The 11,931-nt window shown below is 39.7% G+C and carries 13 protein-coding genes and 1 pseudogene; 8 read left to right on the top strand and 6 right to left on the bottom strand.

The window, feature by feature from the left end; genetic code table 11:
- The first annotated feature begins 2 nt into the window (after window positions 1–2).
- On the top strand, window positions 3–230 hold the full coding sequence (locus H6F45_RS15540; protein WP_137668281.1) for a type II toxin-antitoxin system HicB family antitoxin: 228 nt from the start codon (window positions 3–5) through the stop codon (window positions 228–230).
- Between the two features lie 3 nt (window positions 231–233).
- The gene (locus tag H6F45_RS15535) at window positions 234–431 is read left to right on the top strand and encodes a hypothetical protein (RefSeq protein WP_190347634.1); all 198 of its coding nucleotides are present in this window, start codon (window positions 234–236) and stop codon (window positions 429–431) included.
- Window positions 432–518: 87 nt separating this feature from the next.
- Here the strand turns inward: H6F45_RS15535 and H6F45_RS15530 are convergent, their stop codons facing one another.
- The 3 genes from H6F45_RS15530 to cbiE form a co-directional block, all read right to left on the bottom strand.
- Entirely contained in the window at window positions 519–1,313 is a 795-nt protein-coding gene (locus tag H6F45_RS15530; protein WP_190347633.1) for a Uma2 family endonuclease, read from the bottom strand.
- Between the two features lie 43 nt (window positions 1,314–1,356).
- Window positions 1,357–2,037 carry an ATP-dependent Zn protease gene (locus H6F45_RS15525; RefSeq protein ID WP_190347632.1) on the bottom strand — a complete coding sequence of 227 codons (681 nt, stop codon included), beginning with the start codon at window positions 2,035–2,037 and terminating at the stop codon, window positions 1,357–1,359.
- A 117-nt stretch (window positions 2,038–2,154) separates the two neighbouring features.
- Window positions 2,155–3,366, bottom strand: a complete 1,212-nt coding sequence (gene cbiE, locus H6F45_RS15520) for a precorrin-6y C5,15-methyltransferase (decarboxylating) subunit CbiE (RefSeq protein WP_190347631.1) — start codon at window positions 3,364–3,366, stop codon at window positions 2,155–2,157.
- Window positions 3,367–3,816: 450 nt separating this feature from the next.
- Here cbiE and cynS point away from each other — a divergent pair, with 450 nt between their 5' ends.
- A complete protein-coding gene (gene cynS, locus H6F45_RS15515; RefSeq protein ID WP_015214273.1) occupies window positions 3,817–4,257 on the top strand; it encodes a cyanase in 441 nt (146 codons plus the stop codon).
- A gap of 112 nt (window positions 4,258–4,369) precedes the next feature.
- Here the strand turns inward: cynS and H6F45_RS15510 are convergent, their stop codons facing one another.
- Together H6F45_RS15510 and H6F45_RS15505 are read right to left on the bottom strand one after the other, a co-directional pair.
- Window positions 4,370–7,240 carry a glycerol-3-phosphate acyltransferase gene (locus H6F45_RS15510; RefSeq protein WP_190347630.1) on the bottom strand — a complete coding sequence of 957 codons (2,871 nt, stop codon included), beginning with the start codon at window positions 7,238–7,240 and terminating at the stop codon, window positions 4,370–4,372.
- Window positions 7,241–7,413: 173 nt separating this feature from the next.
- Complete coding sequence (locus H6F45_RS15505) at window positions 7,414–7,554, bottom strand: hypothetical protein (protein WP_190347629.1); 141 nt, start codon at window positions 7,552–7,554, stop codon at window positions 7,414–7,416.
- Between the two features lie 180 nt (window positions 7,555–7,734).
- On the opposite strand from H6F45_RS15505, the pseudogene H6F45_RS15500 reads away from it, so the two are divergent.
- The 3 genes and pseudogenes from H6F45_RS15500 to H6F45_RS15490 all read left to right on the top strand — a co-directional run bounded on the left by H6F45_RS15500 (window position 7,735) and on the right by H6F45_RS15490 (window position 9,925).
- Window positions 7,735–8,682, top strand: a pseudogene (locus H6F45_RS15500) (SGNH/GDSL hydrolase family protein).
- A gap of 33 nt (window positions 8,683–8,715) precedes the next feature.
- The gene (locus H6F45_RS15495) at window positions 8,716–9,132 is read left to right on the top strand and encodes a hypothetical protein (RefSeq protein ID WP_199301830.1); all 417 of its coding nucleotides are present in this window, start codon (window positions 8,716–8,718) and stop codon (window positions 9,130–9,132) included.
- Between the two features lie 13 nt (window positions 9,133–9,145).
- The gene (locus H6F45_RS15490) at window positions 9,146–9,925 is read left to right on the top strand and encodes a pentapeptide repeat-containing protein (protein WP_190347628.1); all 780 of its coding nucleotides are present in this window, start codon (window positions 9,146–9,148) and stop codon (window positions 9,923–9,925) included.
- 98 nt (window positions 9,926–10,023) lie between these two features.
- Here H6F45_RS15490 and H6F45_RS15485 read toward each other — a convergent pair whose 3' ends face one another.
- Window positions 10,024–10,641, bottom strand: coding sequence for a hypothetical protein (locus H6F45_RS15485; RefSeq protein ID WP_190347627.1), 618 nt, complete (start codon window positions 10,639–10,641; stop codon window positions 10,024–10,026).
- A gap of 99 nt (window positions 10,642–10,740) precedes the next feature.
- Between H6F45_RS15485 and H6F45_RS15480 the strand changes: the two genes are divergently transcribed.
- Together H6F45_RS15480 and H6F45_RS15475 are read left to right on the top strand one after the other, a co-directional pair.
- Window positions 10,741–11,373: a hypothetical protein gene (locus tag H6F45_RS15480; RefSeq protein ID WP_190347626.1), complete on the top strand. Its 633-nt coding sequence runs from the start codon at window positions 10,741–10,743 to the stop codon at window positions 11,371–11,373.
- On the top strand, window positions 11,366–11,931 hold a 566-nt coding region (locus H6F45_RS15475; protein ID WP_190347625.1), incomplete at its 3' end, for a pentapeptide repeat-containing protein. The genes H6F45_RS15480 and H6F45_RS15475, both read left to right, overlap by 8 nt.

Genomic DNA, 11,931 nt, shown 5'->3' with positions numbered 1-11,931 from the left:
GAATGAATTTACCCTATACTATCATTATTCACTGGAGTAATGAAGATCAATGTTATTTAGTTCATTTACCTGAATTTCCTACTCAAAAATATCATACTCATGGTAACACTTATGAAGAAGCTGTGAAAAATGCTCAGGAAGTAATAGAAATGTTGGTCTCTGAATATCAAGAAGATGGAAAACCTTTACCTATTGCTAAATCTTTAGAACAATTAATTAATGTGGCTTAATTTATGCAATTAGAAAAACTTTCTTCTATTGATGCAGCTATCATTTTAGAACATTTACCAGAAAGAATTAGAACTGCTTTAATTAACCATGCAACAAAAATTGAATATCCAGTTGAAGCTGTTTTAGAAATGGCTATAGCCGGTTTTTTAGATACAGAAGCTTTAGGTTTTGCAGACTGTAAACCAGGACGCGGACAATAAAAATCGTGATATCCAAGATCCCCGACTTCTTAATTTAATCATCTCAATAAATTATGATTTCTTGGTAGAAGTCGGGGATCTGAATTTTTAATCTATATCAGGTTCAACACCTAAAGCACGTAATTGGGCAATTAATCTTTCTGTTTTTTGTCTCTCCTGTTCTGCTCTTTGTCTTTCTTGATCTGCGCGTTGTCTTTCAAATTCTGTGGGAGTTAATACCCAATTACCATCTTTATCATACCACCGCAACCAAGGCATATTGACATTTTTATAACTACCTTCCCAAACTCCCAAACCTAATTCTATGCTGGGTATCCAAAAACGATTATCAGTTAAGGTTGCTTCGGTATAGCGATTCTCTTTCAGAGACACTTCGTGAACGCCATTTAATTGAAACATCCTAAATTCAGATTGATAACGATCAAAAATGGCGTAATAAGGTACTCTTAAAATCTGCTCGTAAATTTCCCATTTACCAGGTGGTTTTTCCACATCTCGCAGTGTTTGACCTAAATCTTCTTTTTCTGTTCCTGGTGATAGTAATTCTACCACAATATAAGGATTAACTCCTTCTTGCCAAACTACATAACTTAATCTTAAATCTTTTTGATCACCATATAAATATGGTACACCCAAAACCGCAAACCAATCAGGACGTTTATAACACAATGGATGACGAGAATCATAATACAGATTCATTTCACTAGCTGTAAATATTTCCTCCATATTATAATTACCAGGAGTAAAAGTTTCTGATAATAATTGTGGTTGTAATAAATGAAATTGATCTGGCAAACCTTTCTCCTCTGGATCTTCGCTGGGTAGATCATACATTGTGGGTAATGTTTCTTTGGGGGAAAGTGGCGGATCTGTTTGATACATTTTTCCCTGTCCTCAATAGATAGTTTCTATTTCTATATTTCTATTATGTCGCAATTTCACCAATTACCTTTTTGCATTCTTCAACATCAACTCCTTTTCTCATTGCTTCCACTAAACTTTGATAACTATCCCAATTTTCCTGAATCAAATTTTTAGCTTGCAATAAATGAAATCTTTGTTTCTGTTCAAAAATTCTCTCCTCAAAACCCAAAGCTGTTAAAAATTGATTTAACTTAGCTTTATCATCTCCACCACCTTCAGCAGACTTAAAAACTAACATTTCCGCAGCAATTCCCGCCATCCAAATATTACAATATCTTTCTACCATTGAAACGCCAATTTTGCCCCGTTCCAACTGTTGAGCAATTTCATTATCTTCTAATATTATTCCCCCTTGTCCCGGTTGTCCAATTTTCCAAGCTTCCCACGCACTGAGAGTATAACCAGTAACGCTAATTCCTAATAAATGGGCAACTAAAAAATGTCCTGCTTCATGATGTAGAATGCGTTCTTTATAAGTAGGAGAAAATCGCGCCAACCAATCTAAAACTATCGTTCCTCCTTTTCCTTGAAAACTGAAATTATCTAAAGTCGCAATACCTAAAAATCCAATTATAGTTAAAGCGGGGATAGTTGGGGAAAGATTGATTAATGGACCTAATAAAGTAGAAAGCGTCATTAGGAAAACAGAGATAGCAATAAGATTGATAGCGGTTTGATTCATGGTAGGTTTTTGTTAAAAAAATTGTGTTAAAGTGATATTACAAAGAGTATAATAATAAAATTATATCACATATATCACATATATCACATATATCACATATATCACATATATCACATTTTATTTATATCCTACCCACTGCGTGACTTGAGCCATCCCTTTCCAACCTAAAAATTTACCAATAGGTTCTGCACGTTGAATAGATATCCTGGTAAAATTTCCCCCTACTTTTTCATACCATTCAAATAAGGTTTTTTCCCCTTCCAAAGTCACAACATTAGCTACCATTCTTCCCCCTATTTTTAAAGCATCCCAACATACATCAAATAATCCTGGTGCGGTGACTCCCCCACCGATAAATATAGCATCAGGTGTGGGTAAATTTTGGATAACTTCTGGTGATTTTCCGGCGATAATTTGTAAATTGGGTGTACCTAAAGCAGCAGCATTATCAGCAATATAATTTAGTCTATTCTGATTTTGTTCAATAGCGATCGCCCCACATCTAATATTACTTCGCATCCATTCTATAGAAATAGAACCACAACCCGCCCCAATATCCCAAAGTAATTCACCGGGTAAAGGTGCTAATGTTGATAATGTCACCGCCCTTACTTCTCGTTTTGTTAATTGTCCATCATGGTGAAAAGCACTATCAGGTAAACCGGGAAATCTTGATAAACCAGTTATTCCTAAATCTGCAATACATTCCACGGCAATTGTATTTAAAGATGCGATATCTTGATGATTCCAATTATTGACAAATCCTGTTAAAATCCGTTCATTAACACTACCCATTCTTTCTAAAACTGTGATTTTACTATTCCCATAACCCCGGTTTTTTAAGATTTCAGCAACAGTTTCTGGTGTGTTTTTACCTGCACTTAAAATTAAGAATTTAGCACCAGGATAAATATAAGATTGCAAGAGAGAAACAGGACGACCGCATAAACTTAAAGTTTCTGTTTCTGTAAAGTTCCAACCTAACCGAGAACAAGCTAAACTAAAAGCGGAAGGTGAGGGAATAATAGTAAGTTCATCAATAGGAATATGTTTAATAATAGTAGCACCCACACCATAACACATTGGATCGCCACTAGCTAAAATACAAATTGATTTGCCTGTATCACGTAGGTTGATAATTTCTTGAATAGAATTATTAAAAGGAGATTTCCAAGTAATTTTTTGCCTATTATCTTCAGGTGGTAACATTGCTAAATGACGTTCCCCACCGATGATAATTTGAGCTTGGTTAAGAATAGAAAGAGCGATCGCACTTAATCCCTGAATTCCATCTTCACCGATGCCGATAATTGATAACCACTTTTGCATAATTCGTCATTATTAATAGTATTCTGTCAAGATAATTTAGATGCGTTTCCCCTGAAGTGCCAAGATTGCTAACCCAAAAAACAAAAATTCGTTTGACCACCTAACCAAAATTTTGCTCAAAAAAAATATTACTAGAAACTTATTCTTTATAATCACATATTTTGAATTTCATTTAATCAATACTCCAGAGACTTTTTTTATGCTTCGAGTATGCCTTCACCTGAAGAGCCTTAATCGACAGCACCACTGGCATCATGTCATACCAGCGAGTATGAATCAGGGGTATGGCAACGATTCAAGAAAAATTCCGCCATATTGCTTGAAACACTTATCCAGAGGTAATTGTAGTGATTCCAGAAGTCCTCTTATTTAACATCTAAAACTTTGCCTAGTTTACGTTATCATGGTAAGATTTATTCGTGCAAAATTATTTACTTTTAAATTTACCAGATGTCTATTCCTGAAATTACGCAAACTTTATTAGAGGCAAAGAAAGAGAAAGGTTTAAGCTTTGCTGATTTAGAAAAAATTCTGGGACTGGATGAAGTATACATTGCGGCTATATTCTACCGTCAAGCTAGTGCATCACCTGAAGAAGCTAAGTTATTAGTAGAAGCATTGGATTTAGCCCCCATCTATATCCAAGAATTGACCAAATATCCAGTCAAGGGATTGGGGCCTGTTGTCCCAACAGACCCACTGATTTACCGCTTCTATGAAATTATGCAGGTCTATGGCTTCCCGATCAAGGAAGTAATTCAAGAAAAGTTTGGTGATGGGATTATGAGTGCAATTGACTTTACCTTAGATGTGGAAAAAGAGGTAGACCCCAAAGGCGATCGCGTTAAAATTACCATGTCTGGTAAATTCCTACCGTACAAAAAGTGGTAGAGATTTACTTGACGCTCCCCGCCTTAAAAGAACGCCAGTCGCCTCAAGTCGGGAGACCCGCCCACGGCGCTGGCTCCCCAGCCCCCCTGCTTCTTCTGTCACCTGTCACCTATCACGTTAAAAATTCCTCCAGTTCCACAATACCCTTAGAACCATCAATGCGTACTTGTTGACCATCCTGAAGGAGATAGGTAGCACCGCGCACATCCATAACTGCGGGAATACCGTATTCACGAGCGACGATCGCCCCATGAGAAAGTTTACCACCAGCTTCGGCGATGACTCCTCCCGCCCTGACTAAAATAGTCGCCCAACCAGAATCGGTATAAGGTACAACTAGAATTGTCTGTTTATTAATTTCTCCTGCTTCTTGTAAATTTCGCACTACCTTAACTTGTCCGGCGGCCTGTCCTTGACTGGCGGGAATACCTAGTAAAATATGGTCAGAGGTATCAATGGGTGCAGCGATAGGATGGGGGGGATTGTTACCGTAAACTAGAGGGGGAATTTGAGTAATTTGGCTATCTTCGAGAAATTGCGATCGCCGCTTTTGCAATAACTCAGCAACTTGATCTCTCAGTTCTGGATCAGCGTTTGCTGCTAAACGTCGCACTTCTCCTAATTTCAAAAAGAAGATATCCCCTGTTTGCTTTAATAAACTTTCTTTGAGCCACATCTTTTCTAAAGCTAAAAATGTCCAGCGTAATTCCGCCAATAAGCGAGAATAAACTTCTGTGACTCTACCTTTGAGATCCACCCGTCTTTGCACAAAACCTTGGTGACGCTGTTTAGATTCATCCGTATTTGCTGCTTCATGTCCTTGGATGAACTGAACAAACATTTGTCTGACTAGGTGAGGTTGTTCTTTCCATCTGGGAACAGAAATATCTGTTGCTACCTCACTCAAATAACCGTAATCTTCCAATATTTCGGCAAATTCATCTAAAATTCGCTGCCCTTCTGGAATTTGTGCCAGTTGTTCAAAAACTCTTTCTGGGTCAATCTCCGGTAAAATTGCCTGAACATCTGCGGCTAAAATTCGCAGCGATCGCAATGATGCTACTTCAGGAGTAATACTGTGATCAATTTGCTCTTCCTTCACCCCAGAAACCGCTTGCCGGATGGCAGCACTCAAGGGAGATAAAATACTGTAGTAAGTACCCTGGTTGAGCAAATCAAGAATTAAGTCCACTCTGGTTAACAAATGCGGTGCTGATAATTCCTCAATCGGTTCATTTGCTAATTTTGTCAACCCCGGAATAAATCTTTGACGATAATCCCGCTTAAATTCCTGTTCTAAGCTGATTTCTCGCTGTAACAGCTTTGTCAATCCTGGTAAATTCTCCAAGGTGGAAGCTAGAGGCGGTTTACTCATTTTTGCGCCTCTGGTTAAAAAATCCAAACTTTCTGGTGGTAAACCCATCTCCAGAAACACTTCACCTAAAAAGGAAGCATTAAAGTAAGCTCTAGAATAATGCAGCGTCGCCATTTTGGTGAAATCTAACTCGCGGGTTTTGTCACCTAAGACTATGGTGAACAGTTCTCCCCACATCCCACAAGTTAAGGGTAAATTAATTGACCAGGTTAAGGGATGAATCACACCGGGAATGACTTCAGCGGCGATTTTCCTTGTCCAGATTGGTAGTAGGGTGGTAATTGGTCGTGCTTGCAATACCCAGAGAGTTTGTCCATCATAACTCCACTCTACATCTTGGGGAACGCCATGATAACGTTTTTCTAATCTTCGGGCTAAATATGCTACTTGTTTGATTAATGGTTGGGGAATTTTTCCTTCTCCCTCAAATTTTACTGTAGATAATTTATCTTCACCGACGACAAACACCCGATATTGTTCTGGTGTGATTTTCCCGGAAACAACTTGTGCGGGACTTCCTGATACTGCTTCAATGATGACTGCATCACCTTGTTGGGCAATGGGATCACGACTAAAGGCCACACCAGAATATACACTTTGGACTTGGGGTTGAATCAATACGGCCATGGCCGCATCTTTCGCACCAAGATTGCGCCGATACTCTACAGCAGTAGGATGATTATAAGAGGCTTGAACTTGGGCGATCGCTAGTTCTAACTCTTGTTTATTAGTAACATTCAATACTGTTTCGTATTGTCCCGCCGCAGAAGCTTGTTGTGAGTCTTCCCCAATCGCAGAAGAACGGACTACTAAGGGTGACAGGGATGATGGTTGCAGAAAATCAATCAACAGGGCAGGATCATCAAAGGGCGCTAAAATCCAGCCTTTTGGCACGGGATAACCCCAGCGTTTGATTTGTGATAATGTAGCTGCCTTAGCTCCAAATACCTCTGGTTCTAAGTCATCATCTAAAGTGATAATCGTTTGCTCACCACCGCTTAAATATTGCATCATCGGTTGTGATTCTGTGTCTGCTTCTGCCACTGGCAGATCCATGTCATCGGGCATTTGTTGATAAATCCAACCGACTAACCCCGCTAATGCAAAAGCAGCGAGAATTTTTGGGAAATCATTAAAATGTAAGACTGCTACAAATACGGGAAATAAAATTAAAACCCCATATTTAATCGCTTGTTTAGAGCGCAGAATGACAAAGCCAATGGCAGCTACTAAACTCACAAATCCAGCAATTAGGGGATCGTGCATCAAAAATCCCCAAACTACGTTTGTTGTTCCTGCTCCTTTCCCTAAAGCATATCTCCCTATCACTAAGGCGATCAAAGCTATTAATTCCCAAAATGAGCCTTGAGGAAAGAAAATACGGGCGATTGATACTGCTGCAATTCCTTTAAAAGCTTCCGACAGCACTGCCAGAATCCCCACTAGTTTACCACCGTGATAGAAAGCAGCAGAGACGCTAATATTTCCTGTACCCATTTGTGCTAATCGCTGACGCTTGAGAGCGTAAGTAATCCAAGCAATTAGCGGCATTGCCCCTAAGAGTGGGCAAGTAATTAAAATAACTAATAAACCCCAAAGCTGAAACATTTATTGTTGTTTTTGTATTTTAGATTTATATTGCATCTAAAGTTGCAAATCGCAAATCTAAATTTTAATTATTTCTCACTATTTTTTTTAGATTGTTTAATTTATGCCTTGATGGACACTGAGCAGCTAGGTTAACCTTCGTTGTTCAGTGTCCTTTGAGCTTATCAATGATCCTAGTTTAACGCATAGGCAGATTGCAACGCCCACAGGATGAGTGCTGCTATAGATCCCAGAACTAGCACAGTAGAGATTGTGACTACTTTTGGTGAATCCGCACCTTCAAATTTCATAATTCCGCGATTTAAGTCGGACATACTTTTGTAAGCCTCCTTTGTTACATTCCCAGTCTGTCCGATTTGATTGTAGTCTTTCTATTCACCTAATGATGTTAAATTCACATTATTATTTTGGGAATAGGTGATTGGTGACTGGGGACTGGGGACTGGGGACTGGTGATTGGGGAATTGCTTTAGCGAAGCTTACCGAAGGTATCGCTGTTTGGTTTTGGTAATCCTCTCATTTACATTGGTGATGAACAAATTGGTTATTTATTATCACCTAATCAAAGCACCGGTCGTATGGGCAACCGCATTGAAATTAATGAATATTCTGTGCGAAGTGCGACAATACAAAAAACACCTCAACCATTGACACTGCGAATTTTGCTTTTAGGTGATTCTATTGCTAATGGCGGTTGGTGGACAGTTCAACAAAATACTATTTCTAGTTTAATTCAAACTTCTTTAAAATCTCAAAAATATCAGAATAATTACCAACAAGTGAAAGTTTTAAATACTTCTGCTAACTCCTGGAGACCAAGAAACGAATTAGCTTATTTACAGCGTTTCGGCAATTTTCAAGCTCAGGTGATAGTGTTATTAATTAACACTGATGATTTATTTGCTACTGCTCCCACCTCCCTACCTGTGGGACGCGATCGCAACTAACCAGATCATAAACCGCCTTTAGCAATTATAGAATTTTTACAGCGTTATTTAATTGAACAAAAACCCATACCCGAACTAGAAGCAGTACAAAAAGAACCAGGCGATCGCGTGGGAATTAATTTAGAAACTATTGGTAAAATTCAAAATTTCGCTCAAGAAAACAACAGTAAATTTATTTTAGCCATGACTCCCTTATTCAGAGAAATTGGTGAACCAAGACCCCGTGATTATGAAATTGTTGCTCGTAAACGTTTATCTGATTTTACCAAAGAACAGCCAATTAATTATATAGATTCTTTACCACAATTCAACTCAATTTATAACCCCGAAAGCTTATATCACGATAGTATTCATCTTAATCTTAAAGGTAATCACTTTGTGAGTGAAGTGATAAGCTGTTACACAGCTAAATTGTATAATCCTAATGTTCTGAACTCTTGTTTAACAGGCAAGATGCCTGTTCCACTTATACAAATTAAATGCACAACAGCTTAGAGTGATCGCTTTTAGAAATATTAAAAAATTAGTATGAGTCAGCAACAGCCGTCGAACCCACAACCACCATCACCACCACAGCCTGTAGCACAATCTCCTGTAGCAAATACACGCTTGGGGAATAATACCAAAAAAGTGGTGATGAACATTCTAGAAGTTGTGGATCAGTTATTTTATGGATTGATGGGAGATTTGGGGAGAACAGTCTATGCTTCCATTCAGGATGCGATCGCCCTCAGTATTCTCTTGCAAGTTCCCGGATTAATTGGTAAGATCATTATTGGTAAAGATTTTTCCAGTTTTGATGTTTGTTTAAAAGAAAATCCATTAGGTGCATCCTGTTACGCTTGTTTTATTATCGTTACATCAGATTTCTTACTGTGGATTGTGCTTGCTGGTCGGATAATTGCTCGTTTTTGGGCGGATATTAAGAATTTGCGGAAACCATAGGAGCAGCAATATTATGACATTAACTAGCCGCAAGCAAATTAGCCTTTATCAAGAAGCTAAAGCTGGATTGAATTCTTTAGTTCAGCAAACGGCTCAAGTTGGTGTAGGTTTTTTAGTCATGTTATTGCTCACAGGTGGGAATCCTCCAGCTTTTACTGTCGGGTTAAGTGTTATTGCGGGAATTGGTTTTGTTGCTTGGAGTGAAGAGAAACGACTAACCAAGCGGCGATTAACAAGTAAGATACCTGTTTTACAAGAAGAAATTCAACAGCAAGTAAAACTGCTTCTGGAAGCAGACACAGAAAACTTGTCTGAATTAATTAAAAGTGCTGGACTAAATCCATTTGCAGATTTAGTTGGAGCTAATTTAGTTGGTGTCAAAGGCGTTGGTTGCAACCTCAATGGTTTTAACCTCAGTGCTGCTGATTTAAGTGAAGCTGACTTGAGCCGCGCTGATTTGAGTGGTGCTAACCTCAAGAATGCAAAACTACGATCTGTTAAACTCAGCCGTGCCTATTTAGTAGGTGCTGATTTGTGTAATGCAACACTGATAGATGCTAACCTCAGTCATGCTGACATGAGAAATAGCAACTTGAGTAATGCTGACTTGATTAATTCTGACCTCAGTGGTGCTGACCTGAATGGTGCTAACTTAACTGAGACAAATTTCACGAGTGCCAGAGTGATAAATGCTCAATTTGGTAATAACGCTGGACTGGCTGATGATGTTAAATTTGAACTCAAACAGCGAGGGGCAATTTTTCCCCAAGATCAACTTGTTCCAATAAAATAAACACAGTGCGTTACCCAAACTAAGAAAATTGTAGGTTGGGTTAAACGAAGTGAAACCCAACATTTCCCGAATTTTGTTGAGTTTGCATTTTAGCCTGTTTAAGCTTCCTTAACCCAGATAGCCAAACCTCCCCCACGGCCACGCGCTGCAATGAAATCTTCCGTAACTAAGAAGAAGGCAAAAAAGGGTAATTTAGCTATGGGTTGGTTATAAAAATCCTCAGATTGAACTTTACCAGAACGAATTGGTTGATTGTAAACAACACGATTAAATAAACTAATCTGCATCTGGGTAAAGTCAAATGCCAATAAATTTTTTTTGCCTAAATATTTTGCTAGTCCCGTCAGCTTTAATAATATCGAGCCTAATTGTACCTGATTAGCAATTTCGCCTCTAACTAAAGCATCTTCAGTAGTGGCACTAAAAGAAATATGAATTTTCACCAATTTAGGTACATAAAAACCCTTACCTAAAATAATTCCTCCGCGCTGTCTGACTTTTTTAGTCCCCGTAGCAAAGCACAACCGCCATTTACCAATCAGAGATGGAAAGGGATAATTAAGCCGTTGTTGTTTGGCGGTCTTTTCTGCTTGCAGCAAGGCATTGACTACTACCTCAGCAGTAGGGGGTTTGCTCCCTTCTCGATATGCAGCAGCAGTTTGGGAGACAATGCTGAGAAAATCAGACGTAAGGGTAGATGTCAAATCAGAGGTCATGAGAATATTGGTAATTTAGGGTTTTATCGGCATTTGCTCATCATTTCGATAGATTATAACCTTTATTTTCCTTAACAAAGGATAAGGTTGAGCTAAATCATGTTAGCGTATATACAAGGAAATCTATCAAATCCTCAGTCCACCTTGGCAATGCAACAACTTCCATCTAGTACACCTCAACCGCAACATGAAAACAGATACCCAGATTGCCTGTACATGGAACTACAAGCAATTCCAGTCAATTCTGACCAAATTGATCTGCCTGTTACCATGCACTTTAACGAACAGTGGGAAGCATTAGGAACAGGGCGCGTTAAGTTTGGTGTGAAAGGTGGACAACTGAAGCTAAAGCTGAAAAATGGTGAGATTCCTGATGATTCCCGTGAACTGGATGGAACAATTGAACTAAACCCTGCTGTGTGTGAGGTAACTACAAATGGTTCAAAGTCAAACCCAACATGGGAATTTGAGCTAAGTATTGGCGCAACAGTTTTGATAGGCTCACTCCAGAATCAGAAATTAGGAACTGTGCAGTTACAAGACAGGCCATGTTTTGTGGAAGCAACATTTGAGGTTTCACAGCAATATGTGCATTTAATGGCAACAGAAGGACTATATCCAACGGATACAAGTCGCAATAAACAGATAATTTTAGAGGCATTGTTCAGGAAGGAACTGCTGGAATCAAAGTTACAACCCTATCTCAGTCGAGCAGAGTTGCACTATGGCTAATAAAGAATCTATTCAGAAACTTCAAGACCTGATTCAGCGAGTTGTCGAGGCAGAAACCGATGACTTTTCTGCTCTGGTAGAAATTGCTGGTTTAGATCCTCTACAAGACTTTGCTGGTGCCGACCTGATCGGTGCCAACCTGAGCCATGCCAACCTGAGCCTTGCCAACCTGATTGGTGCCAACCTGAGCCTTGCCAACCTGATTGGTGCCAACCTGATTGGTGCCAACCTGAGCGGTGCCAACCTGATTGGTGCCAACCTGAGCCTTGCCAACCTGATTGGTGCCAACCTGATTGGTGCCAACCTGAGCGGTGCCTACCTGAGCCTTGCCTACCTGAGCGGTGCCAACCTGAGCGGTGCCAACCTGAGCGGTGCCAACCTGAGCGGTGCCAACCTGAGCGGTGCCTACCTGAGCGGTGCCTACCTGATCCGTGCCTACCTGAGCGGTGCCAACCTGAGCCGTGCCTACCTGAGCGGTGCCGACCTGAGCCGTGCCTACCTGAGCGGTGCCTACCTGATCCGTGCCTACCTGAGCGGTGCCAACCTGAGCCGTGCCTA

This window comes from Sphaerospermopsis sp. FACHB-1194 (genome assembly GCF_014696235.1).
Lineage (GTDB): Bacteria > Cyanobacteriota > Cyanobacteriia > Cyanobacteriales > Nostocaceae > Sphaerospermopsis > Sphaerospermopsis kisseleviana.
Note: the sequence above shows the minus strand (reverse complement) of the source record. Positions and strands in the feature narration are given on the sequence as shown.